At 69.9% G+C, this 23,657-nt stretch carries 26 protein-coding genes and 1 tRNA gene; 20 read left to right on the top strand and 7 right to left on the bottom strand.

Translation table 11 applies throughout. From position 1 onward, the window contains the following. Positions 1-12 precede the first annotated feature (12 nt). The 9 genes from ABDW61_RS23330 to ABDW61_RS23370 all read left to right on the top strand — a co-directional run bounded on the left by ABDW61_RS23330 (position 13) and on the right by ABDW61_RS23370 (position 6,729). Positions 13-507 carry a prepilin-type N-terminal cleavage/methylation domain-containing protein gene (locus ABDW61_RS23330; protein ID WP_343642188.1) on the top strand — a complete coding sequence of 165 codons (495 nt, stop codon included), beginning with the start codon at positions 13-15 and terminating at the stop codon, positions 505-507. Further along, positions 497-904 (top strand): type II secretion system minor pseudopilin GspI, encoded by a 408-nt coding sequence (gene gspI, locus ABDW61_RS23335; RefSeq protein ID WP_343642189.1) that lies wholly within the window; start codon positions 497-499, stop codon positions 902-904. The genes ABDW61_RS23330 and gspI overlap by 11 nt, the downstream gene beginning before the upstream one ends. Then, positions 901-1,446 carry a type II secretion system protein GspJ gene (locus ABDW61_RS23340; RefSeq protein ID WP_343642191.1) on the top strand — a complete coding sequence of 182 codons (546 nt, stop codon included), beginning with the start codon at positions 901-903 and terminating at the stop codon, positions 1,444-1,446. Before gspI ends, ABDW61_RS23340 begins: the two co-directional genes overlap by 4 nt. 32 nt (positions 1,447-1,478) lie before the next feature. Beyond that, a complete protein-coding gene (gene gspK / locus ABDW61_RS23345; RefSeq protein WP_343642193.1) occupies positions 1,479-2,321 on the top strand; it encodes a type II secretion system minor pseudopilin GspK in 843 nt (280 codons plus the stop codon). Further along, positions 2,318-3,490, top strand: a complete 1,173-nt coding sequence (locus tag ABDW61_RS23350; protein ID WP_343642194.1) for a hypothetical protein — start codon at positions 2,318-2,320, stop codon at positions 3,488-3,490. Before gspK ends, ABDW61_RS23350 begins: the two co-directional genes overlap by 4 nt. After that, the gene (gspM, locus tag ABDW61_RS23355) at positions 3,487-3,990 is read left to right on the top strand and encodes a type II secretion system protein GspM (protein ID WP_343642196.1); all 504 of its coding nucleotides are present in this window, start codon (positions 3,487-3,489) and stop codon (positions 3,988-3,990) included. Before ABDW61_RS23350 ends, gspM begins: the two co-directional genes overlap by 4 nt. Next, positions 3,987-4,736, top strand: a complete 750-nt coding sequence (gene gspN, locus ABDW61_RS23360; protein ID WP_343642198.1) for a type II secretion system protein N — start codon at positions 3,987-3,989, stop codon at positions 4,734-4,736. The genes gspM and gspN overlap by 4 nt, the downstream gene beginning before the upstream one ends. 203 nt (positions 4,737-4,939) lie before the next feature. Next, positions 4,940-5,764 carry a DUF429 domain-containing protein gene (locus ABDW61_RS23365; protein ID WP_343642200.1) on the top strand — a complete coding sequence of 275 codons (825 nt, stop codon included), beginning with the start codon at positions 4,940-4,942 and terminating at the stop codon, positions 5,762-5,764. A gap of 74 nt (positions 5,765-5,838) precedes the next feature. Beyond that, a complete protein-coding gene (locus ABDW61_RS23370) occupies positions 5,839-6,729 on the top strand; it encodes a 2-dehydropantoate 2-reductase (protein WP_343642230.1) in 891 nt (296 codons plus the stop codon). A 42-nt stretch (positions 6,730-6,771) separates the two neighbouring features. Here ABDW61_RS23370 and rocF read toward each other — a convergent pair whose 3' ends face one another. The 4 genes from rocF to ABDW61_RS23390 all read right to left on the bottom strand — a co-directional run bounded on the left by rocF (position 6,772) and on the right by ABDW61_RS23390 (position 10,687). Then, complete coding sequence (rocF, locus tag ABDW61_RS23375; RefSeq protein WP_343642201.1) at positions 6,772-7,692, bottom strand: arginase; 921 nt, start codon at positions 7,690-7,692, stop codon at positions 6,772-6,774. 46 nt (positions 7,693-7,738) lie between these two features. Further along, entirely contained in the window at positions 7,739-8,641 is a 903-nt protein-coding gene (locus ABDW61_RS23380) for an LOG family protein (protein WP_343642203.1), read from the bottom strand. A gap of 132 nt (positions 8,642-8,773) precedes the next feature. Further along, positions 8,774-9,523: a HesA/MoeB/ThiF family protein gene (locus ABDW61_RS23385; RefSeq protein WP_343642205.1), complete on the bottom strand. Its 750-nt coding sequence runs from the start codon at positions 9,521-9,523 to the stop codon at positions 8,774-8,776. 3 nt (positions 9,524-9,526) lie between these two features. Beyond that, positions 9,527-10,687, bottom strand: coding sequence for a trypsin-like peptidase domain-containing protein (locus ABDW61_RS23390; RefSeq protein WP_343642207.1), 1,161 nt, complete (start codon positions 10,685-10,687; stop codon positions 9,527-9,529). 13 nt (positions 10,688-10,700) lie between these two features. On the opposite strand from ABDW61_RS23390, the gene ABDW61_RS23395 reads away from it, so the two are divergent. From ABDW61_RS23395 to ABDW61_RS23405, 3 genes are read left to right on the top strand one after another with little or no spacing between them, the layout of a single operon-like run. Then, a complete protein-coding gene (locus ABDW61_RS23395) occupies positions 10,701-11,453 on the top strand; it encodes a Nif3-like dinuclear metal center hexameric protein (protein ID WP_343642209.1) in 753 nt (250 codons plus the stop codon). Continuing rightward, positions 11,450-12,493, top strand: a complete 1,044-nt coding sequence (pdxA, locus tag ABDW61_RS23400; protein ID WP_343642211.1) for a 4-hydroxythreonine-4-phosphate dehydrogenase PdxA — start codon at positions 11,450-11,452, stop codon at positions 12,491-12,493. The genes ABDW61_RS23395 and pdxA overlap by 4 nt, the downstream gene beginning before the upstream one ends. A gap of 48 nt (positions 12,494-12,541) precedes the next feature. Then, entirely contained in the window at positions 12,542-13,198 is a 657-nt protein-coding gene (locus tag ABDW61_RS23405; RefSeq protein ID WP_343642213.1) for an energy transducer TonB, read from the top strand. Positions 13,199-13,270: 72 nt separating this feature from the next. Here the strand turns inward: ABDW61_RS23405 and ABDW61_RS23410 are convergent, their stop codons facing one another. Then, the gene (locus ABDW61_RS23410) at positions 13,271-15,694 is read right to left on the bottom strand and encodes a DUF1631 family protein (RefSeq protein ID WP_343642215.1); all 2,424 of its coding nucleotides are present in this window, start codon (positions 15,692-15,694) and stop codon (positions 13,271-13,273) included. Between the two features lie 117 nt (positions 15,695-15,811). Then, on the bottom strand, positions 15,812-16,255 hold the full coding sequence (mscL, locus tag ABDW61_RS23415; RefSeq protein ID WP_343642216.1) for a large conductance mechanosensitive channel protein MscL: 444 nt from the start codon (positions 16,253-16,255) through the stop codon (positions 15,812-15,814). 221 nt (positions 16,256-16,476) lie between these two features. On the opposite strand from mscL, the gene petA reads away from it, so the two are divergent. The 7 genes from petA to ABDW61_RS23450 all read left to right on the top strand — a co-directional run bounded on the left by petA (position 16,477) and on the right by ABDW61_RS23450 (position 21,817). Continuing rightward, positions 16,477-17,073, top strand: coding sequence for a ubiquinol-cytochrome c reductase iron-sulfur subunit (petA, locus tag ABDW61_RS23420; RefSeq protein WP_343642217.1), 597 nt, complete (start codon positions 16,477-16,479; stop codon positions 17,071-17,073). 20 nt (positions 17,074-17,093) lie between these two features. Further along, positions 17,094-18,494: a cytochrome bc complex cytochrome b subunit gene (locus tag ABDW61_RS23425; protein WP_343642219.1), complete on the top strand. Its 1,401-nt coding sequence runs from the start codon at positions 17,094-17,096 to the stop codon at positions 18,492-18,494. A 26-nt stretch (positions 18,495-18,520) separates the two neighbouring features. Beyond that, the gene (locus ABDW61_RS23430; RefSeq protein ID WP_343642221.1) at positions 18,521-19,303 is read left to right on the top strand and encodes a cytochrome c1; all 783 of its coding nucleotides are present in this window, start codon (positions 18,521-18,523) and stop codon (positions 19,301-19,303) included. A 166-nt stretch (positions 19,304-19,469) separates the two neighbouring features. Beyond that, positions 19,470-20,087, top strand: a complete 618-nt coding sequence (locus ABDW61_RS23435; protein WP_343642223.1) for a glutathione S-transferase N-terminal domain-containing protein — start codon at positions 19,470-19,472, stop codon at positions 20,085-20,087. Positions 20,088-20,101: 14 nt separating this feature from the next. After that, positions 20,102-20,659, top strand: a complete 558-nt coding sequence (locus ABDW61_RS23440; protein WP_343642225.1) for a ClpXP protease specificity-enhancing factor — start codon at positions 20,102-20,104, stop codon at positions 20,657-20,659. 119 nt (positions 20,660-20,778) lie between these two features. After that, a tRNA-Thr gene (locus ABDW61_RS23445) sits at positions 20,779-20,854 on the top strand. 282 nt (positions 20,855-21,136) lie between these two features. Continuing rightward, complete coding sequence (locus ABDW61_RS23450; protein WP_343642226.1) at positions 21,137-21,817, top strand: DVUA0089 family protein; 681 nt, start codon at positions 21,137-21,139, stop codon at positions 21,815-21,817. 118 nt (positions 21,818-21,935) lie between these two features. On the opposite strand, the gene ABDW61_RS23455 is transcribed toward ABDW61_RS23450, so the two are convergent. Next, positions 21,936-22,271, bottom strand: coding sequence for a hypothetical protein (locus ABDW61_RS23455; protein WP_343642227.1), 336 nt, complete (start codon positions 22,269-22,271; stop codon positions 21,936-21,938). A 251-nt stretch (positions 22,272-22,522) separates the two neighbouring features. On the opposite strand from ABDW61_RS23455, the gene ABDW61_RS23460 reads away from it, so the two are divergent. Next, a partial coding sequence (locus tag ABDW61_RS23460; protein ID WP_343642229.1) for a DEAD/DEAH box helicase occupies positions 22,523-23,657 on the top strand: 1,135 nt, incomplete at its 3' end.

Consider the following 23,657-nt stretch of genomic DNA (forward strand, 5'->3'; position numbering starts at 1 on the left):
CGGCCGATGCGAATGCCTTCCCCTACGCGCCGCGCCGGCGGCTTCACGCTGCTGGAGATCCTGCTGGTGCTGGTGATCCTGGGCATCGCCGCGATGGCGGCGGCGCCGTCGCTGGGCTGGGTCGGCCAGGCGCGGCGCGATGACGCGGTCGAGGCGCTGCGGCTGGCGCTCGAGCAGGCCGTCTTCGAAAGCCTGCTGGGCGGCCAGCAACTGGTCTTCGTCTCCAGCGGCGATGCCTACCATTTCGAGCGCCGCGGCGACGAGGGCGTGTGGTCGCTGACCGAGGCCGACGGCCCGCTGCGCGCGCGGACGCTGCCCGACGCGGTGCGGATCGAGGCCGCCTGGCAGGACAACCAGCCGCAGCGCGGTCAGCCGCGGCTGTCCTTCGCGGGCAGCGCGCCGCCGCTGTTCCGGCTCCGGCTGCGGGTCGGCGGCCGGCCAGTGCAGTTGCAGTCCACGCCCTCCGGCGCGGTGACGCAGTACACGCTCGACGGCCATGACTCCTGACGCGCGCGGCATGACCCTGATCGAAGTGCTGGTGGCGCTGCTGGTGCTGAGCATCGCGCTGATGGCGGCGGTGCGCGCCACCGGCGTGACCGTCGACAACGCCGCCGCGCTGCGGGCCCGGCTGTGCGCCGAATGGGTCGCGCAGGACCGGCTCGAATGGCATCGGGCGCGCGCCGACTGGATCGACGCCGGCCGGCAACCCGCGGAGCCGGTGCGGCAGGGCGGGCTGGACTTCGTCGTCGTCGAGGAGGTGAGCGCCACGCCCAGCCCGCTCGCGCGCCGTGTCGACGTGCATGTGCGGCTGGCCGCCGCGCCGGGGCACGACGTGGCCCTGGTCAGCGGCTACCTGATGAACCGGGGCCGCCCGGACGCGCCGCGCGCGGGAGCGCCCTCATGAGCCCGCGCCGCGCCGCCTCGGGCTTGAGCCTGATCGAGGTCATGATCGCGATGGTGCTGATGGCGCTGGTGGGACTGATGGCCGAGCGCGGCCTGTCGCAGATGCTGCGCGCGCGCGACCAGGTGGCCGCGGAGCAGCAGCGCTGGCGCGACATCGCCTTTGCCTTCGGCCGGCTGTCGGAGGACGTGGCCTTCGCGGCGCAGGGTCTGCCCGGCGACGCTGACGCAACGGCCTGGCGCGGCACCGGCGAGCGTCTGCGCTGGGTGCGCTGGGGTCAGGACGGCCGCCTGCTGCGCCTGGACTACGAGCTGCAGGACGGCCAGCTGCGGCGGGCCGCCGCCGCGATCGAGGGCGGGACGCCGGAGCCGGCGGTGCTGCTCGAGGGGGTCGCCGGCCTGCGCATCCAGCTGCTGGACAGCGCCGGCGGACGTCACGCCGGCTGGCCCGCCGAAGGCGTGAAGGACAGCCGCCCGCTGGCCCTCATCGTCGCCCTGACGCTGCGCGAGGGCACGCAGCTGCAACGGACCTTCGCCTTGCCATGAGCAGCGCGCGGCGACTCCGGCCCGATCGCGGCGTGGCCCTGCTGCTGGCCCTGCTCGTCACGGCCCTGTGCGCGATCCTGGCCAGCGCGGTGCTGTGGCGCGTCGACCTGTGGCTGACGCAGGTCGAGGTGCTGCACGACGCGCGCCAGGCGCAGCGTCTGGCGCTGGGCGGCGTGGACTGGGGGCGCGCGGTGCTGTGGGAGCGCGATCGCAACCAGGTGTCGGTGGACTATCTCGGCGAGCCGTGGGCGACGCGGGTGCCGCAGATCCCGGTGGCCGGCGGCGAAGTCGGCGGGCAGATGTTCGACGAGCAGGCCCGCTTCAATCTGGCCTCGCTTCCGCGCGCCGGCGCGGACGACGATGCGGCGTGGCAAGCCTATGGGCGGCTGCTCGAAGCGCTGGGCTTGCCGCCCGCGTTGGCGGCGGCCTTGCGGGCGCGGCTGTCGCCGTCGGCGACGCCGCGGCTGATCCTCTCGGGGACGGGCAGCCTGGACGGGGTGCCGGGCTACTCGGCGCCGGTCCTCGAGCGGCTGCGCGCCTTCGTCACGGTGCTGCCGGAGACCGGCACCGCGGTGAACGTCAACACCGCGTCCGCCGAGGTGCTCGCCGCGATGGTGCCGGGACTGACGCCGGGCGACGCGCGCGCCGTGATCGCCCGTCGCGCCGTCGAGCCCTTCATCAACGTCGGCGCTTTCATCACCCGGCTGCCCGAGGCCGCGCAAGGCCGGGTGAGGCCTGACGCGCTGGCGGTGCGCAGCCGCTATTTCCGTGTCGACACCTTCGCGAAATTCGGCCGCGGTCGCGCTGCCTTGTCGGCGCTGCTGCAGCGCCAGGCGGGCGCGTGGCCGTCGATCGTCTGGATGAGAACCCCATGAGCGCCACACTCTTCGTCTATCTCGATGCGGACTGGCCGCGGCAGGGCGCGGTCTGCGCCTGGCGGCTGACGGATGGCCGGACCGTCCATGACGGAACCGGCGCGCCCGGCGACTGGCCGCCGGCGGACCGCCATGTCGCCATCCTGTCGATGGATCAGGTCCGCCACGCGCTGGCCGCGCTGCCGCCCGGCGTGCGCTGGAACGATGCCGGTCCGCTGGCCATGGCGATCGAGGAGCAGCTCGCGGCGCCGCTGGAGCAGCAGACGGTGGTGCCGCTGCGGCAGGAGGGCGGCGCCACGTGGTGCGCGGTCGTGCAGACGGAGCGACTGAAGACGCTGATCGCCTGCTTCGGCGAACTGAAGCGGCCGCTGGCGCGCGTCGAATGCGAGGCCGACAAGCTGCCGCCGCCCGAAGGGGGCTGGCAGGTGCATCGCGCGCCGCATGGCGCCTGGCTGCACGATGGACGGCGCGGGCTGGCGCTCGACGAGGCGGAGGGCGGCGAGCCGCCGCTGCTGTTGCGGCTGGCGCTGGCGGAAGGGCCGGCGCCGGCCGTGCTGCGGGTGTCCGGCGCCACGCTGGAACTGGCCGCGGCGTGGAGCGAGGCACTGGCGCTGCCGGTGGAGCCGGCGCCCCCCGACGACTGGCGGCCGCATTGCGCCAAGCCCGGCGTGAACCTGCTGACGGGCGAGCTGGCGCCGCGCCGCGACTGGGCGTCGTCACCGCGCGCGCGTCTGACGGTGGGGCTGCTCGCGTTCGCGCTGCTGGGGCAACTGGGCCTGGACGCGGCCGGCTGGGCGGCGGCGAGCTGGCGCATCGGCCAGTTGCGTGAACAGCAGCTGGCCGTGCTCCGCGGCGTGTCGGACGCGCCAGCGTCGCGGCGGCCTGGGCAGGACCTGCGCGCGGTCTGGGCGGCGGCGCGGGCGCGCGTCGGCGAACCGGGCGCAGACGAGTTCCTGCCGATGCTCTCGGCGCTGGCGCGCACGCTGCCGACCCGGCCCTGGCGCAAGGTCGAGTTCGCGGAGGACCGGCTCAGCGTGGACTGGCAGGGCAATGAGGAGGAGGCTGCGCGGGCCGAGGCGCGTCTGGCGGCCTCGGGATACGAGAGCGTGAGCCGGCCCTTGGCGCAGGGGCAGGTCTCCACGGCGCTTCGATTTGGAGGAGAGCCATGAACCATTGGCGGATGCAGGCGCGCGGCTGGTGGCTGGCCCGCTTGCCGCGGGAACGCGCGCTGCTGGCGGCCGGGGCCGCCCTGTGCGGCGCGGCATGCGTGTACTGGGGGCTGGGCGCGATGGCCGCGGCGCATGAACGCGCCGAGCGCACGCGCGATCAGGAGCAGCGCGTGCTGTGGCGCATGCAGACGCGCAGCGAGGAGCTGCTGCGCCTGAAGGCGCAGCCGCCGCGGCCGCGCCTGAGCGGCAGCGCGCTGCAAGGCGCGGCGGCCAATCTGCTGCAGCGGCAGGGCCTGCCGGCCGCGCTGCTGCAGCCGCAGGCCGACGGACGCGGCGTGCGCCTGAGCGGGCAGTTGCCGTTCGAGCGCGCGACCGCCTGGCTGGCCGCCGCGCAACTGGAGCTGGGCCTGGTGGTGCGGCATGCGCTGATCGAGGCGGGCGAGGCCCCCGGCATGGTCAAGCTCGATGTCGACCTGGTGCCGCGCGAGGGCACGCCATGAAGAGGCGGATCGCGATCGTGCTGGCGGTGCTGTGCGGCGCGCTGGCGGCGGTCCTTTGCCAGGCGCCGGCGGCGCTGCTGGACCTGGGCGTGCGCCAGGCCAGTGAGGGACGGGTGCGCATCGCCGACGCGCGCGGCAGCGCCTGGAATGGCGAAGGCGTGATCCTGGCCGATGCCGCGGCCGGGCATGGCGCGCTGCCGCTGGGCCAACTGGGCTGGCGGCTCGCCGGCTTCCGGGACGGGGCGCTGGAGATCGCGCTGGCCTTCGACGGCCGCCCGCTGGGACGATTGCGCCTGGACGTGACCGGCATTGGCACCACCGTGGCCGACTGGCGCCTGCCGGCCGCCGAGACCCTGGCCCTGCTGCCCGGCGCGCTGGGACGCGGCCAGTGGGAAGGGCAACTGGCGCTCACGGGCGCCGACGGGCGCTGCGACTGGCTGGGGCGTTGCACCGGGCACGCGCAGCTCGCGTGGTCGGGCGCGGCGACGCGGCGCATCGAGAACGGCGCGCTGGGCGACTACCAGCTCGCCCTCGATGGCAACGACGGCCGCGTGGACTTCGAGCTCAGCAGCGGCGAAGGGCCCATCGCGCTGACGGGCAAGGGCCGATGGCAACAGGGGCAGTTGCGCTTCGATGGCCTCGCGCGCGGCAACGATGCGGTGCTGTCGCAGTTCCCCGGTTTCCTCGGCAAGGTGTTCGAGGCCACCGGCCGTCCCGGCGAATACCGGATCACCGTCGAGCGCTGACACGAGTCCACGCGCGGGCGGTCCTCGGCGGGGGCGGCAAGTGGCCAGCGGCTAGCCGCAGCCGCAGCCGCAAGCCGCGGGTGGATACAGTGGCGGCCATGTCGAAAGTCCCGAGAGCCTCCTCCGCTTCTGCTGTCTCCGCGCGCTCCGTTGAAACCGCGCGGCCTGTTGAGTCGGTGCCCTCCGTGGAGTCCCCGCCCTCCGTGGAGTCCGCCGACACTGATCGGCTGCTGGTCGGCGTGGACTTCACCAGCGCGCCGACGGCCCGCAAGCCGATCCGGCTGGCCTTCGGCCTTCGCCGCGGCGCGGTGGTGAAGCTGGAGCGGCAGGAGGCGCTGCTGTCGCTGGACGCCTTCGCGGCCTGGCTGGCCGCGCCGGGATCATGGCTCGGCGGCTTCGACCTGCCGTTCGGGCTGCCGCGCGAATTGGTCCAGACGCTGGGCTGGCCCACCGAGTGGGCGCCGCTGATCGCGCACTACGCGAGCCTGTCACGCGCGCAGATCCGCGACACCTTCGCTGCGTTCTGCGATGCGCGGCCCGCGGGACGCAAATTCGCGCACCGCGCCTGCGATGGCCCGGCCGGCTCGTCGCCGAGCATGAAGTGGGTCAATCCGCCGGTGGCCTACATGCTGCACGCGGGCGTGCCCCGGCTGGTGGCCGCCGGCGTGCATCTGCCGGGGCTGCGGGCGGGCGATCCGTCGCGGGTGGCGCTCGAGGCCTATCCCGGCCTGCTGGCGCGCGAGCTGATCGGTCAGCGCAGCTACAAGAGCGACGACCGCGCCAAGCAGACGCCCGAACGCCTGATCGCGCGCAAGGACCTGATCGAGGCGCTGGAGCAGGGCCGCACGCGGCTGGGCCTGCGGCTCAAGCTCAGCCACGCGCAGCGCGACGAGCTCGCCGACGACGGCAGCGGCGACAAACTCGACGCGGTGCTGTGCCTGATGCAGGCGGCCTGGGCCGACACGCGGGCGGACTACGGCCAGCCCGCCGGCATGGACCCGCTCGAAGGCTGGATCGTCTGTGCTTGAATGGCGATCCCTCGCCCCTCGATGAGAAGGAAGACGCCATGAGCGCACTCGATGTCTCCTGGACCCCGACACCGCTGCAGGTCGCCGTGATGGGCGCGGGCGCGGTGGGCTGCTTCTTCGGCGGCATGCTGGCGCGCGCCGGCCATGACGTGACGCTGATCGGGCGTCCGCTGCATGTCGAGGCGATCCGCGATCACGGCCTGCGCATGGAGACGCGCATGTTCGATGAGCAGGTCCGCCTGCGCGCCGACACCGAGCCCTCCGCCGCCCGCGGCGCGCAGCTGGTGCTGTTCTGCGTGAAGTCGACCGACACCGTCTCCGCGGCGCAGGCGCTGTCGCCGCACCTCGGCGCGGACACGCTGCTGCTGTCGATGCAGAACGGCGTCGACAACGCCGAGCGGCTGCGCGAGACGGTGCCACAGCCGGTGTCGGCGGCGGTGGTCTACGTCGCCACCGAGATGGCCGGACCGGGCCATGTGAAGCATCACGGCCGCGGCGAGCTGGTCATCGAGCCCGCGTCCGGCGCCGAGCGCGCCGCGCAGGCGCTGATCGCGGCCGGCGTGCCGACCGAGCTCTCGGACAACGTGCGCGGCGCGCTGTGGTCCAAGCTGCTGATCAACTGCGCCTACAACGCGCTGTCCGCGCTCACGCAGCAGCCCTATGGGGAGCTGGTGAAGGGCGAGGGCGTGTGGACCGTGATGGACCAGCTCGTCGACGAGGGCCTCGCGGTGGCGGCGGCCGACGGTGTGTCGGTGGTGGGGGACGTGCGTCAGGCCGTGCGCCGGATCGCGGAGACGATGCCGGGACAGCTTTCGTCCACCGCGCAAGACCTGAGCCGCGGCAAACGCACCGAGATCGACCATCTGAACGGCCATCTGGTCCGCCGCGGCGAGGCGCTCGGGATTCCCACGCCCGCCAACCGCGTGCTGCAGACGCTGGTGAAGCTGGCGGAACTCAGCCGCTGAGGCGCGCCGGGCCGCCAACGAGCGGCCCCGTCCGCGCGCGTCTCACTTGCGCATCAGCGTGCTCTTGCCGAAGAGCGACTCGATCAGATCGACGGCCACCAGCGCCGTCTTGTTGCGGACGTCCAGCGCCGGATTCAGCTCCATCACGTCCAGCGAGGCCAGCCGGCCGGTGTCTGCGATCATCTCCATGCACAGCTGCGCCTCGCGGTAGGTCGGGCCGCCCGGGATGGTCGTGCCGACGCCCGGCGCCACGTCCGGATCGAGGAAGTCGACGTCGAAGCTCACATGCAGGTGGGTGTTGGCGTCCATCGTCGCCAGCGCCAGCTCCATCGTGTGGCGCATGCCCATCTCGTCGATGTAGCGCATGTCGAAGACTTCCAGCCCGACCTCATGGACGAAGCGCTTCTCGCCGGCGTCGACGCTGCGGATGCCGATCTGGCGGATCCACTTCGGATCGATCGCGGGGACATGGCCGCCGATCTCGATCAGCTCCCGCGGGCCGTACCCGCACAGGCAGGCGACCGGCATGCCATGGATGTTGCCGCTGGGCGTGAGCTTGCTGGTGTTGAAGTCCGCATGCGCGTCCAGCCACAGCACGCGCAGCTTCTTGCCGGTGTCGCGGCAGTGGTGCGCGACCGCCGCGATCGAGCCCAGGCCCAGGCAGTGGTCGCCACCGAGCAGGATGGGCATGCGCCCGGCCCCGAGTTCGGCATGGACCGCGTCATGCACCGCGCGGTTCCAGGCCGTGACCTCCTCCAGATGCCGGTAGCCGTCGGCCGGCGGCAGCCAGGGGTTGGAGGGGCCGGCGAGGTTGCCGCAATCCTTGACCTCGACGCCGTGCGCCCGCAGCGCCTCGGCCAGGCCCGCGACGCGCAGGGCCTCCGGTCCCATGCTGGCGCCCCGGGCGCCGGCCCCCACGTCGGTGGGGGCGCCAATCAGGCTCACGTGTCGTGCTGCGGTCATGTCCAACCTCTCTCTCGCTTGCTCGATGCCCCGGCCGGGGCGGGTCTCAGGGGACGTCGGCCGAGGCGCCGTTCGTGGCCGAGCCGATGTCGTATTCCTTCATCAGCAGGGCCCAGGCCTCGTCGGCGGTCTCCACGTAATGGAACAGCTGCTCGTCGCCCGGACTGATCATGCCGGTGTCGATCAGCAGCTCGAAGTCGATCAGGCGCGACCAGAAGTCGCGTCCGAACAGCAGGATCGGACGCCGCCGGCACTTGCCGGTCTGGATCAGCGTCAGCGTCTCGAAGAGCTCGTCCAGCGTGCCGTAGCCGCCCGGGAACGCCGCCAGCGCCACCGACCGGATCAGGAAGTGCATCTTGCGCAGCCCGAAGTAGTGGAAGCGGAAGCAGAGCTCCGGCGTGATGTACTGGTTCGGGCGCTGCTCGTGCGGCAGCACGATGTTCAGCCCGATGCTGCGGCCGCCCGCCTCGTGCGCGCCGCGGTTGCCCGCTTCCATGATCCCCGGGCCGCCGCCGGTGACGACGTACAGCGGATGCGGAAAGTCCTTGGTGTGCTCGGTCACCAGGCGCGCGAAGCGGCGGGCTTCCTCGTAGTAGTTGCTCATCACCAGGCGCCGCTCGGCGCGCTGCAGCGCCGCCGCGTCGTTCGCCGCGCGCGCCGCGTCGACCGCCGCCTGCGCGGACTCGCGGTCCGCGATGCGCGCGCTGCCGAAGATCACCACCGTCGACTGGATGTCCAGCTCCTGCTGGATCAGCTCCGGTTTCAGCAGCTCGAGCTGCATGCGCACCGGGCGCAGCTCGGGGCGTAGCAGGAAATCGGTGTCGGTGAACGCCAGTTGGTAGGCGCTGGGGGGGTTGGCGTCGAACGCGGCGTCGAAGGCCGCTTGTTGCGCGGCCTCCTCCTGCGCGGAGGGGAAATTGCGGGCGGTGAGTTTGTCGCTTCTGATCATGATTCGATGGCCCGGCAGCTTACGGGCGATGGCACTTAATTTCTGTTCGTCCCGAGCGGCGCGCAGCCGCTGGCGACGTCGGTTTGTTGCGTGGATCCGTCCCGGGCAGGGAGCATGTTCCGGACCCGCCGCTCAGTGGCCGCCGCAGCAAGGGCAGCGCGGGTCGCGAGCCACCTGCAGGTCGGTCCATTCCATCCGCCGCGCGTCGAGCATCAGCAGCCGGCCCGGCAGGTGCGAGCCGATGCCGCTGAGCAGCTTCAGCGCCTCGGCCGCCTGCATGCTGCCGATGATCCCGACCAGCGGCGCGAACACGCCCATCACCGCGCAGCGCTGCTCCTCGGGCGGCTGGTCGGCCGGGAACAGGCAGGCGTAGCAGGGGAAGCGGCGGCCGCGGCTGTCGTAGACGCTCAGCTGCGCGTCGAAGCCCAGCGCCGCGCCCGAGACCAGCGGCTTGCCATGCTTCACGCAGGCCGCGTTGACGAGGTGGCGCGTCGCGAAGTTGTCGGTGCAGTCCAGCACGACATCGGCCGCTGGCACGAGTTCGTCCAGCAGCGCCGCGTCGGCGCGCGCGGTCAGCGGGCGCACCTTCGGCTCGGGATTGATCGCGGCGATGCCGGCCGCCGCCGACACCGCCTTGGGCTGGTCCACGCGGTCCAGGCTGTGCGCGATCTGGCGCTGCAGGTTGGTCACGTCGACGCGGTCGTGGTCCACCAGCGTGATGCGGCCGACCCCCGCCGTGCCCAGGAACAGCGCGGCCGGCGAGCCCAATCCGCCCGCGCCGATGACCAGCGCATGCGCGTCCAGCAGCCGCTGCTGGCCGTCGATGCCGATGTCGTCCAGCAGGATGTGGCGCGAGTAGCGCAGCAACTGATCGTCATCCATGGCTCATTCCGGCTGGGCTTCGTCGGTGGTCTGAGGCTGGCGCAGGCCGACCTGCAGCGGCAGCTTCAGCGGCGACTTGCCGCGCTGCACCGCGATCACCGTCTGGCTCTCCGGCTTGAGCGCCGCCACGACATTGACGAGTTCGCGCGGCGTGCGCACCGTCTGGCCGGCGACCTCGGTCACGACGTCGCCCGCCTCCAGCCCGGCCTTCGCGGCGGGGCTGGCCTTGAACACCTCCTTGACCAGCACGCCGTGATCGACCGAGAGCTTGAGCGTGTCCACGACCTCCGGGTTGATGTCGCCGGTGATGACGCCCAGCCAGCCTCTGGAGACCTTGCCGTCCTTGACCAGCGCCTCCAGCACCTGGTACGCGGAGTCCACCGGGATCGCGAAGCCGATGCCCAGGCTGCCGCCGCCGGTGCGCGAGTAGATCGCCGTGTTGATGCCCACCAGCCGGCCCTGCACGTCTACCAGCGCGCCGCCCGAATTGCCGGGATTGATGGCGGCATCGGTCTGGATGAAGTTCTCGAAGGTGCTCAGGCCGAGCTGCGTGCGGCCCAGCGCGCTGATGATCCCGGAGGTCACCGTCTGCCCGACGTTGAAGGGATTGCCGATCGCCAGCACCACGTCGCCGACCTGCAGCTCACCCGCCTTGCCCGGATGGATCACCGGCAGCGGCGGCGGCAGCGTGATGCGCAGCACCGCCAGGTCGGTCTCCGGATCGGTGCCCACCAGCCGCGCCGCGGTGTCGCGGCCGTCGGCCAACTGCACGCGGATCTCCGTGGCGCCGGAGACCACATGGTTGTTGGTCAGCACGTAGCCGTCGGGCGAAACGATCACGCCTGAGCCCAGGCCCGTCTGCGGCCGCTGCTGCGGCGGCCGCTTGCCGAAGTGGAAGCGCAGCCAGGGATCGGCATCGATCTCGCGCTGGCTGGGCGCCGGCTTGTTGGCCAGCACTGCGACCACCGCCGGCGAGGCCGCCTGTGCCGCCGCCGCGAAGCTGAACTGGACCGCCGCCCTCGGTGGAGCGCCGGCCGCGGCCGGCAGCGTGGGCAGGACCCGGGGCGCCTCGTGCAGCCATTCGGGCTTGAGCGTCGACACGACGAAATAGCCGGCCAGCGCCACGGTGGTGGCCTGGGAGAAAATCAGCCAGGTTTGACGCAAGAGAGATCCTGTCATGGCACATCGCACGGAGCTGGAGCGGCTGCTCGCCGCCACGCTGGAGCCCACGCGGTTCAAGGATTATGGGCCGAACGGTCTGCAGGTCGAGGGCCGCGATTCGATCCGGCAACTGGTGTGCGGGGTCACCGCCAGCCAGGCGCTGATCGACGCCGCGATCGCGTCCGGCGCCGACGCGATCCTGGTTCACCACGGCCTGTTCTGGCGCGGCCAGGACGGCCGCGTCACCGGCTGGATGAAGCAGCGGCTGGCGCGGCTGCTGACGCATGAGATCAATCTGTTCGCCTACCACTTGCCGCTGGACGCGCATCCCGAACTCGGCAACAACGCGCAACTGGCGAAACATCTGGGCTGGGCCGCCGACGGCCGTTTCGGCGAGCAGGATCTGGGCTTCATCGGCGCGCTGCCGGCGGCGCTGGAGTCGCTCGATGCGCTGAGCGCCCACGTCGAGGAGCGGCTGGGCCGCGCCACGGTGCGCGCCGCGGGCGATGGCCGGCCGCTGCGGCGCGTGGCCTGGTGCACCGGCGGCGCGCAGGGCTACTTCGAGGCCGCCATCGCCGCCGGCGCCGACGTCTTCATCACCGGCGAGATCTCCGAGCCCCAGGCCCATTACGCCGCGGAGACCGGCGTGGCCTTCCTCGCGGCCGGCCATCACGCGACCGAGCGCTACGGCGTCCAGGCGCTGGGCCGGCAGGTGGGCGAGCAACTCGGCCTGCGCGTCGAGTTCATCGACATCCCGAATCCCGCATGAACACGGATCTCCAAGCCCCTTCATCCCGAGGCGCCGGGCCGGTGCTGCTGACGATGGGCGATGCCTGCGGCATCGGCCCGGAGATCGCCGTCGCCGCCTGGGCGCGCGATCGCGGCGCGGACCTGCGCCTGGTCGGCGACGTGGCGGTCCTGCGACGCGCGCTGGGATTCATGGGGCTCTCGCTGCCGGTGGCGGTGCTCGAGCGGGCGGACGACGCCGCGCCGCCGGACTGCCTGCCGGTGTGGCAGCCGCCCGGCCTGCCGACGAACCTGGCCGCGCAGCCGCTCGGACAGGTGAGCGCCGAGGCGGGCGCCGCGGCGGCGCACTGCATCGTCGCGGCGGTGCGCGAACAGCAGGCCGGACGTTCGCGCGCGCTGGTGACGGCGCCGATCCACAAGGAGGCGCTGCACGCCGGCGGCATCGATCATCCCGGCCACACCGAGCTGCTGCAGGCGCTGTGCGCGGACGCGCAGGGCCAGCTCCCGCCGGTGCGCATGATGCTGGCCAACGAGGAACTGCGCGTGGTGCTGGTGACCATCCATGTCGCGCTGCGGCAGGCGGTCGATCAGATCACGACCGGACGGGTGCTGCAGACGATCCGCATCGCCGATGCCGCGCTCAAGCGCGCCGGCATCGCGGCGCCGCGGATCGCCGTCGCCGGACTGAATCCGCATGCGGGCGAGGGCGGCCTGTTCGGCAGCGAAGAGATCGAGCACATCGCGCCCGCCGTCGCGCAGGCGCGCTCGCTCGGCATCGCCGCGAGCGGCCCCTTCGCGCCGGACACCGTGTTCATGCGCGCGCGCCATGCGCCGCCCCGGCATCCGGGCGAGTTCGACGTGGTGGTCGCGATGACGCACGACCAGGGCCTGATCCCGGTGAAGTACCTGGGCGTGGAGGAGGGCGTCAACGTGACGCTGGGCCTGCCGCTGGTGCGCACCAGCCCCGATCACGGCACCGCGTTCGACATCGCGGGGACCGGCCGGGCGGATCCGTCGAGCATGGCCGCGGCGATCCGGATGGCGCGGGCAATGAGCGCCTGAAAGCGCCTGAACCACCATAATCGTCGCCGTTCATTCAGGGAGAACGACATGGACGGAAAGAAGATCGCGCGCCGCAGACCGCTGGCGCTGCTGGCCCTGGCGGGCGCACTGCAGCTGGGCGCCGTCGGCGGGGCCAAGGCCCACCAGGTCAAGGAGGACATGAACGTCTGGTTCGACGTGCTGTTCGACGAGAACGGCCAGGCCAAGGAGGTTGCGCCCATCGACGAGGCCTCGCAGAGCCCCGGCTTCTGGAAGCAGATGACCGCGCGGCTGCAGAAGGCCAGGATCCCGCCGCATCAGGTGGATGGCCGGCCGGCGACCTTCCGCACCGGCGTGCGCCTGTACCTGGCCGTGGACAAGGAGAAGTCGACGGTCGGCATCCGATCGATGGCAATGATGCCGGTGCCGATCAAGCTCTACTACGCGGCCTATCCCGACGACGCTGCCGCATTGGCGGGATGGGAAGGCGAGATCAGGATGGTCTGCCGCGTCGGGGTCGACGGCACCTGCGTGGAGTCGAACGTCGAGATGCCCGCCGGCATGCCGCAGTCGCTCAAGCGCTACGGCCGGACCTCGATGGCGCAGTGGCGCTTCAAGCCGCAGGAAGTCGATGGCAAGCCGGTCGAGGGCGAGTACATCGCGCCGCTGCGATTCCGCACGGACGACGATATGCCGGTCGACTTCCGCGAGCCGCGCAAGCTCTGAGTCACGGGCGTGCCAGGCGAGGCGCCTCGGGCCGCGTGTTCAGGACGAATTCAGGACGAATCCAGGTTGCTTTCAGGACGCCTTGCCCAGCGCCGCGAGCTGCTGCCGCGCGCGGGCGGTGGCGCGCTCCAGCAGGTGCGCGTGCTCATAGGCCCGCAGCCGCCCGCCCTCGCAGAGCTTGCGCAGCATCCGCACCGTCATCGTCAGCGTCTCCTGATGCTTGGTGCCGTGCGTGAAGATGAAGAAGCTGCGCGTGGCGCTGATGTGGGCCAGCCGCACTTTCACCCAGTCGCCATCGCGGTGCATCCGGTAGGCGGTGCCGATGTGCAGGTGATCGACCAGCAGCTCGCCGGCGGTCGGTGACGGCGCTTCCTCGGCGGCCGGCAGGCCGTCGATGCTGATGTCCACCGCCTGCAGCGGCCGCTGCTCCTCGGCGCTGAGGTCGATGTCGACCTGACCATCCCAGTCGACGTGTTCGTCCTCGATCAGACCGAGCTGCTGCGCCTCCTCGTCGGACAGCTTCTCGCTCAGATCCAGGTCCAGCGGCGCGCTGCCAGGCGCGGGTAGATCCTGCTCGCGCGGCGGCGCCATGCCGAAGACCGACTCCAGCTGCTTGGCCAGCAGGTTGTATTCGAGCGGGCTCAGCGCCTGGCCCTTGAGCGAGTCGGCGTGCGCCGGCAGCAGCTCGGCGAAGAACTTCTTGCGCTCGGTCTCCGGCCAGCGGATCAGGTCCAGACCTTCGTTGAGCGTGCGCATCAGCACTGGGAGCGTGGCCAGGAAGGCCTGGCGCTGCTGCGGCGTGGTCTTGGGCTGCACCGACAGCACCAGGTCGCGGCCCAGCTGGCGCAGCCGCTCGACCAGGGCCGCGTCCAGGTCGGGGTGCCGCGACGTGTGGACCAGCACCTCGCTCCAGGTCTGCGTCAGGAAGTCGCGCAGGAAGTCCCGCATGTCGACGCTGGCCATTGCCTGCTGCAGCTGCTGCATGTAGCGCTGCTGCAGGCGCAGCTCGGTCTCCTTGCGCTCGAGCAGCGAGGCGGCATCGCCTTGATCCTTCAGCGACTGGGCGGTCTGCTCCTCGATGAAGTGCTCGAGCTGGCCCAGCTTGGACTCGTACAGGTCCATGCGGTCGAAGTCGCCGCTGACCACGTCCTGGACCAGGTCCCGCACCAGCGCGAGGAAGGACTTGCCCGGGTCCTCGGTGAAGTCGTCGTAGGCGGCCGCCAGCGTCGCGATGCGGTTCACCAGCCGCCGCACCGGATGCCGGCGCGACGAGAAGAAGGTGCGGTCGCCCAGCGCCGCGCGCAGCACCGGCAACTGGAGCCGCGCGATCTGTTGCGCCATCAGCGGCGGCAGCTTGGCATCGGACAGGATCTGGTCGAACAGGCCGGCGACGACGTCGATCACCATGTGGTCGAGCGAGCCGCTGGCGGCCTGCCGCAGTTCGTCGCGGTGCTGGTGGATCAGGTTGGGCGGCAGCACGATGGGCCCGCCCTCGACATAGGGGCCGGGCTCGGCGTCCCAGCCTTGCCACTGGCTGTTGGGGGGCAGTCCGCCCGCCGTGGTCGGCCCCCCGCCGAATCCGACGATCGGCGTCTGCGCCAGCCGGCGCAGCAGCTCCATCAGTTGCGGATCGATGTGCCCGCCGCCCAGGCCTCCGCCCGTGGCCACGTAGCCGCCATGACCGCTCCCCTGGAACGCGCCCGCCATGCTGTGCAGCATGCCCGGCCGGCCGCCGTGGATGCTGTGCAGCGCGCCAGGCATCGTCGCGTAGCGGCTGTCGTGCAGCGGCACGCCCGAGGTCGATACGTCGTGCGAGGACGGGCCCCGCGAGGCGCCTGCGGCCCCCGCGGTCCCGCCGGTGCCGCGCACGCGCATGTCGTGGGGCCTCAGACCGCGGCTGCGGAACAGGCCCGCGATGTCCGCATAGCAGGCGCGCATCTCCAGCGACAGCGCGCGGGTGAGTTCGTCGGTCAGCACCTGGCGGGTGTCCGCGTCGTCCGTGACGGCATTGACGCCCTCGATCAGCGCCTGCGCGATCGCCTGGGTGCGCAGCGGATGACGGTCCTCGGGGACGCCGGGGATGTCGCTCATGTAGGAATTGACCTCGCGCAGCTCCCATTCGCTCTGATGGCCCAGGGCCAGACCGATCCGGTCGGTCGCGACCAGGGTGTTGACCTGGTCGTCGTCCATCAGCGAGAGCTCGTCCCACTGCGTGGGTTTGGCCGCGGGCCGGGCGCCGGCAACCGGCGTTCCCGCCGCGGGCGATGCAGGGGTCTGCGCGGCCTGCTGCCGCATCGACTGGTCGAAGCGCTGCGAGAACAGCGCCTGGTGCTTGCGGAAGATGAATTGCGCGGACAGCAGCGCATCCCGCCGCTTGGCCTGTCCAGAGGACAGCGCGGCGAGACCAAGACCTTCGGCGCCGCGCTCGGCGGCTTGTTCCGCCGCCAGGCGCACGCGCTGGAGCGCAGCGTCGACGTGGGGGTTCAGACGGTTCATCGAGGCATCAGGCACGTTGTGGTGACCGCACCACATGACAAGTATCGGCGATGGCCATCCCTCGTCCGGGTGGGATCGACCCGGCGTGTGCGCAAAAGGTGACGATTGAAAAAAGCTTTACGCTTTGTCACGTCTCAGTGCGTCGCGAATTTCGCGAAGCAGCTGGATGTCCTCTGGGGTGGCTGGGGGCTCGGCCGGCGCGGCGGGGGCTTGGCGCTTGAGGCGATTCACCTGCTTGACCATGATGAAGATGATCAAGGCCAGGATGATGAAGTTCAGCAGCACCGTCAGGAAGCTGCCATAGGCGAAGAGCGGCACGCCGGCCTTGGTCAGCGCCTCATAGGTCATCGGGCCGGTGTAGTTCTTCGGCGGCTCGGAGAGCAGGATGAAGTAGTTGCTGAAGTCCAGCCCGCCGACCGCCTTGCCCACCAGCGGCATGATCAGGTCCTTGACCACCGAGTCGACGATCTTGCCGAAGGCGCCGCCGATGATCACGCCCACGGCGAGGTCCATCACGTTGCCCTTGACGGCGAACTCACGGAATTCGGTCAAAAAACCCATCGCTTGCTCCTTGTGCTCGACGTGTGCGAAGGCGCCCACTACCAAGCGCTTTCCCGGGGTCGCCCTCCGCCTCCGGGCAAGCATCCTAACGGCGTTTGCGCCACGACAAATGTCAACGTGGCGGATCGATGCACATCGGTAGAGCGCCTAGGGGCGGCCCAGGATTTTCTTACCTAGAATCGTTGGTTGCCCCTGATCAGAAGTTCCCTGTAAGGACCCTCATGAGTGACCCACAAGTGGACCAAGGCAAGCGCACCTGGCTCATCGCCACCGGTTGCGCGGGAGCAGTAGGCGGCGTGGCCACCGCCGTCCCGTTCGTCAGCACCTTCGCTCCCAGCGAGCGCGCCAAGGCGGCCGGCGCCGCCGTCGAAGTGGACATCGGCGGACTCGCCCCCGGTCAGAAGCTGACCGTCGAGTGGCGCGGCAAGCCGGTGTGGATCGTCCACCGGACCAAGGAGCAGCTCGACGCGCTCAAGAGCAACGATCCGGAACTCGCCGATCCGCAGTCCGATCGCAAGGCCTACCCGATCCCCGAATACGCCAAGAACGAATGGCGCTCGCTCAAGCCCGAGTACCTCGTCGTCGTGGGCATCTGCTCGCACCTGGGGTGCTCGCCCAGCGACAAGTTCCAGGCCGGCCCCCAGCCCTCGCTGCCGGACAACTGGCACGGCGGCTTCCTGTGCCCCTGCCACGGCTCGACCTTCGACATGGCGGGCCGGGTCTTCAAGAACAAGCCCGCCCCCGACAACCTCGAGGTGCCCCCGTACACATTCCTGTCGGACACCAAGCTGTTGATCGGTGAGGACAAGAAGGCTTAACCCGGAGCGAGATCCACGACATGGCTGAATTCAAGGAAGCACCTGCCGGCGCTCCGATGGGCGTCCGGCTGATGACCTGGGTGGACAACCGGTTCCCCGCGTCCCAGCTCTACAAGGAGCACATGTCGGAGTACTACGCTCCGAAGAACTTCAACTGGTGGTACATCTTCGGCTCGCTGGCGCTGCTGGTGCTGGTGATCCAGATCGTCACCGGGATCTTCCTGGTGATGCACTACAAGCCCGACTCGGCGCTGGCGTTCGCGTCGGTCGAGTACATCATGCGGGACGTCCCGTGGGGCTGGCTGATCCGCTACATGCACTCGACGGGCGCCTCGGCGTTCTTCGTCGTGGTCTACCTGCACATGTTCCGCGGGCTGCTGTACGGCTCGTACAGAAAGCCGCGCGAGCTGGTGTGGATCTTCGGCTGCGCGATCTTCCTGTGCCTGATGGCGGAGGCCTTCATGGGCTACCTGCTCCCCTGGGGGCAGATGTCGTACTGGGGCGCGCAGGTGATCGTGAACCTGTTCGCCGCCGTGCCCTTCGTCGGCCAGGACCTGGCGCTGCTGATCCGCGGCGACTACGTCGTCGGCGACGCGACGCTGAACCGCTTCTTCAGCTTCCACGTGATCGCGGTGCCGCTGGTGCTGCTCGGCCTGGTCGTGGCGCACATCATCGCGCTGCACGAGGTGGGCTCGAACAACCCGGACGGCGTCGAGATCAAGGCGAAGAAGGACGCGCAGGGCCGGCCGCTGGACGGCATCCCGTTCCATCCGTACTACACGGTGCACGACATCTTCGGCGTGGGCCTGTTCCTGATGGTCTTTTCCGCGATCATCTTCTTCGCGCCGGAACTGGGCGGCTACTTCCTGGAGTACAACAACTTCATCCCGGCCGACCCGCTGAAGACGCCGCCGCACATCGCGCCGGTCTGGTACTTCACGCCCTTCTATTCGATGCTGCGCGCCACCACGGACGTGATGGTCCAGGTGCTGTGCGGCGTGATCGCGCTGTCGGCCATCGTCACGCTGCTGCGCGGCGGGCTGTCGGCGCTGGGCAAGGGCATCGTGCTCGTGGGCGCGGTGGTGGGGATCGCGCTGTTGCTGACCTTCGACGCGAAGTTCTGGGGCGTGGTGGTGATGGGTGGCGCGGTCATCATCCTGTTCTTCCTGCCCTGGCTGGATCACAGCCCGGTCAAGTCGATCCGCTACCGGCCCGACTGGCACCTGTACCTCTACGGCATCTTCGTGCTGCTCTTCCTCGTGCTCGGCTACCTGGGCGTCAAGCCGCCGTCGGATGCGGGAACGATCGTGTCGCAGATCGGCACGCTGTACTACTTCGGCTTCTTCCTGCTGATGCCGTGGTGGAGCAAGGCCGGCCAGTTCAAGCCGGTGCCCGATCGCGTCACGTTTCACCCGCACTGAACCGCCAACGTCACGGAGTCGAACGAATGAAGAAAATCATCGCCACGCTGCTGACGTCGCTGTGCCTGGGCGCGGGACTGACGTCGACGGCGCTCGCGTCGGAGGGCGGCATCGAGTGGGACCGTTTCCCGGTCCAGAAGATGAATGACCTGGCCTCGCTGCAGAACGGCGCCAAGCTCTTCGTCAATTACTGCCTGAACTGCCACAGCGCGAGTTTCATGCGCTACAACCGGCTGAAGGACATCGGCCTGACCGACGAGCAGATCAAGAACAACCTGCTGTTCGCCGGCGAGAAGGTGGGCGAGACGATGAAGGTCTCGCTGGACCCGAAGCAGGCCAAGGACTGGTTCGGCGCGACCCCGCCGGATCTGACCGTGATCGCCCGGTCGCGAGCCGACGGCGCCAAGGGAACCGGGGCGGATTACCTCTACACCTACCTCAGAAAATACTACCGCGACGAAACCAAGGCCACGGGATGGAATAATCTCGCCTTCCCCAGCGTGGCGATGCCGCACGTGCTGTGGGAACTCCAGGGCGTCCGCACCGCCAGGTTCGAGGAAGAAAAGGACCCGCATGACCCGAACCGGGTCACGCATGTCTTCAAGGGCTTCGAACAGGTCACGCCCGGGACGATGACGACGCAGCAGTATGACGAGGCCGTGGGCGACCTGGTCGCCTATCTCCAGTGGATGGGCGAGCCGGCGCAGGGCCTGCGTTTCCGGCTGGGGATCATCGTGGTGCTGTTCCTGCTGGGGTTCACCGTGTTCGCCTGGCGCTTGAACGCCTCCTATTGGAAGGACATCAAGTAAGAACCGATGGCTCGGCCGAAGGCCGGGCCCTCAAGCGCAGTGGGGCGCCGCAAGGCTCCCACTGCGTTGTCGTTTGTTTGTTTGGTCTTTGACCGCGCCGGCCTCGGGCTGGTGTTGTTGTTAGAAAACGAGGACGCCGAGAGGCGTCGATCAGGAGTCCACTGCCATGATGGTGCTTTATTCCGGAACCACTTGCCCCTACTCGCACCGTTGCCGGTTCGTGCTGTTCGAGAAGGGCATGGACTTCGAGATCCGCGATGTCGACCTGTTCGCCAAGCCCGAGGACATCGCGCTGATGAACCCGTACAACGAGGTGCCCATCCTCGTCGAGCGCGATCTGATCCTGTACGAGTCGCACATCATCAACGAGTACATCGACGAGCGTTTCCCGCATCCGCAGCTGATGCCGGGTGACCCGGTGGCCCGTGCGCGCGTGCGTCTGTTCCTGTTCAACTTCGAGAAAGAGCTGTTCGCCCACGTCAACGTGCTGGAGAACCGCGGCCAGCCGGTCAAGCCGACCGAGAAGCAGCTGGAGAAGGCCCGTTCGCAGATCCGCGACCGGCTGACGCAGCTGGCGCCGATCTTCCTGAAGAACAAGTACATGCTGGGCGACGACTTCTCGATGCTGGACGTCGCGATCGCGCCGCTGCTGTGGCGTCTGGATTACTACGGCATCGACATGTCGAAGAACGCCGTGCCGCTGCTGAAGTACGCCGAGCGGATCTTCTCGCGTCCGGCCTACATCGAGGCACTGACGCCGTCCGAGAAGGTGATGCGCAAGTAATACACTGCGTCGTTATGGATGACAGCAAGGACGGCGGCGGCAACGCTGCCAGCTCGACGCGGCCGTATCTGATCCGCGCCCTGCACGAGTGGTGCACCGACAACGGTTTCACGCCCTACATCGCGGTTCACGTGGACCGACTGGTGCAGGTGCCGCTGGAGTACGTGAGCAACAACGAGATCGTGCTCAACGTCGGTTTCGACGCCACGAGCCACCTGGACCTGGGCAATGAGCTGATTCAGTTCAAGGCCCGGTTCGGCGGCGTGGCGCGCGAGATCATCGTGCCGGTGGATCACGTGGTCGCGATCTACGCGCGGGAGAACGGGCAGGGCATGGCCTTCCCGCCTCCGGGTCCGGAAGAGGCGGCGGCCCCCCGCGGCCCCGCGACGCCGGGGCCGAGAGGCTTGCGTCTGGCGTCCGAGGGCAGCGGCGGCAATGGCGGCGCCCCCGCCGAATCCCGGCCGGAGCCTGTGCTGGCGCCAGCGCCGGCGGCGACGCCGTCCACGCCGGACGACGACGATCCCGGCGCGGGCCCGTCGGGCGGCCGCCCGGCGCTCAAGCGGATCAAGTGAGCGTCTGACGCTCGCTCAAGCGCGGGGGGGCAGGGGTGTCTTTTCGCTCCGGCCACCGCTTCGCTGCGTCTAGAATGCAGCCCGCGCCGCGATTTCCGCGGCGCCCCAGTTTTCCGTGTGCCGGCTTAGCTCAGTTGGTAGAGCAACCGCCTTGTAAGCGGTAGGTCATCAGTTCGAATCCGATAGCCGGCACCATCGAACGCTTCGAAGCCCCGATTCGTCCCAGGACGGATCGGGGCTTCGGCCTTTCTGGGCGGGCGCCCTGTGAGCGCTGTCGGTCCGCACGTCCGCGTATCCGTCCATCGCCCGGAAGTCACTGTCGGCCGCTTTGACACCTGTGTGCAGCCCATCACCTCGCATGCCCTAGATCGTTGATCCTGAAGAGGATTTCAATCTGGCACAGGGTTTGCTAAAGCCGCCCCCGTGTTCAACGCGCCGGCCATACCTCCAAGACGCCGGCACCCACAGGGAGTGTTCATGCAGAGCTTGTTCCGTCGCGGCGCCGCCGCCCTGGCCACCGTCGCAGCGCTGGGTTGCGCCGCGGTCGCGCAGGCCGCCCCCACGAACTTCTCGTTCACCGGCGGCTTCACCCAGGCCAACGACGTCCAGACCTTCACGTTCACCGCGAACGGCGCCTCGGCGGTCCGTCTGATCACGTACAGCTATGCCGGCGGCACGCAGTCCAATGGCAACGCCGTCGCGGCGGGGGGCTTCGACCCGATCCTGGCGTTGTTCAATGCCGCCGGCGTGCTGGTGGGCCAGAACGACGACGCCACCAGCAACACCACCGGCGCCTGCGGCGGCGCCGCAGTGAATCCCGATCCAGTCGGTGGCGCGCGTTGGGATACCTGTCTCAACCTCACCCTGACTGCCGGTGTCTATACCGTCGCGATCATGCAGTTCGACAACTTCGCACGCGGTCCGAATCTGTCGAACGGCTTCACCTACGACGGCAACCCGAACTTCCTGGCCGGCCGATGCGCCAACGGCGTGTTCTGCGATGCCAACGGCCGTGCACGCGACGCGCATTGGGCGTTCGACATCCTGAACGTCGAGGGCGCCAACCAGAACGACGTGCCGGAACCCGCGTCGCTGGCGCTGGCGGCCATCGCGCTGGCGGGCCTGGGCGGCGTTCGCCGCCTGCGCCGGAAGGACTGAGGCCAGCGCCTCACGACGCCGTTGGACAGCCGCAGCCGGCTGCCCGACGGCATGCCATCCAGCGCCCGGCCAGGGGCCGGGTCTTGTCAGGAATGGCTCGATGACGATCCGCGGCCGCTCAGCCCTGCCGGACCCGGATGCGCAACTCGCCCTGAAGCAGCAGCCCTTCCTCGCGCAGCAGCTGCAGCAGCGTCGGCTGCAGGTGGCGGAGCTTGGCGGCGATGGCGGCGTTGTCGGCGACCAGGGTCCAGCCGTGCTCGTCGAGCGTGCCGGCCTGCACGAAGCGCTTCATGGCGCCGGGCAGGGCCACGCTGACCGCCGCCAGGTGGCGCTGCGACAGCGCCAGTTGCTGTCCCAGCCGCGCCAGCACGCCGTGGCGAGACATGGCCCGGCCGAAGTCCAGCGGATCGGGCGTGTCGGACTTGACGCGGGGGGGCAGGTAGCGCGGGGCCATGGGGCGGCAGTGTAGTCCGGACACTGGAAAACCCGGGGACGGGCGGTGGCTCCCGTCGGCCCTGCGGGCCGGGGACGCTCAAGGGGCGGGTGCTAAACTCCGCCGGTTTTTTTCCGCGCTGGCGCTTGCAATCCGAGGCTGATGGCCTCAGGTGCACCGGTCACGCGGCGCTGCCCTCGCGGCCGCCCCGAGGCGGCGCCCGGGCGTCCGAGCCCGGCCGACCGGGCCTACCCAAGAACTTCCAAAGCTGCATGTTGCCCAAGCTTTTGACCCAGATTTTCGGCAGTCGCAATGAGCGCCTGCTCAAGACCTATCGCAAGGTCGTCCAGCAGATCAATGCGCTGGAACCGCAGTTCGAGGGGCTGAGCGACGAGCAGCTGCGCGCCAAGACCGAGGAGTTCAAGCAGCGCATCGCGCAGGGCGAGTCCGTCGACGACATCCTGCCCGAGGCCTTCGCCGTGTGCCGCGAAGGCAGCAAGCGGGTGCTGAAGATGCGCCACTTCGACGTGCAGCTGATCGGCGGCATGGTCCTGAACGCCGGCAAGATCGCTGAAATGCGCACCGGCGAGGGCAAGACCCTGATGGCGACGCTGCCGGTGTATCTCAATGCGCTGACCGGCAAGGGCGTCCACGTCGTGACGGTCAACGACTACCTGGCGCGCCGCGACGCCGAGTGGATGGGCCGGCTGTACCGCTTCCTCGGCCTGACGGTGGGCATCAACTACGCCGGCCTCGCCCGCGAGGAGAAGCAGGCCGCCTACGCGGCCGACGTCACCTACGGCACCAACAACGAATACGGCTTCGACCATCTGCGCGACAACATGGTCTACGAGGTCCGCGACCGCGTGCAGCGCGGGCTGGCCTACGCGATCGTCGACGAGGTGGACTCGATCCTGATCGACGAGGCGCGCACCCCGCTGATCATCTCGGGCCAGGCCGAGGACCACACCCAGCTCTACGTCGCGATCAACGCGGTCGCGCCGTTGCTCAAGCGCCAGATCGGCGAGCTGGATCCGCGCACCGGCGAGGGCGTGATCGAGCCGGGCGACTTCACCGTCGACGAGAAGTCGCACCAGATCTATCTCACGGAAGACGGTCACGAGAACGCCGAGCGGCTGCTGTCGCAGGCCGGGCTGCTGGCCGAGGGCGCGTCGCTGTACGACGCCGCCAACATCACGCTGATGCACCACCTGTACGCCTCGCTGCGGGCGCACCACGTGTATCACCGCGACACGCACTACGTCGTGCAGAACGGCGAAGTCGTGATCGTCGACGAGTTCACCGGCCGCCTGATGACGGGCCGCCGCTGGAGCGATGGCCTGCACCAGGCCGTCGAGGCCAAGGAAGGCGTGCAGATCCAGGCCGAGAACCAGACGCTGGCCTCGG

This window comes from Roseateles sp., assembly GCF_039595595.1.
In the GTDB taxonomy this organism is placed as follows: domain Bacteria; phylum Pseudomonadota; class Gammaproteobacteria; order Burkholderiales; family Burkholderiaceae_C; genus Roseateles.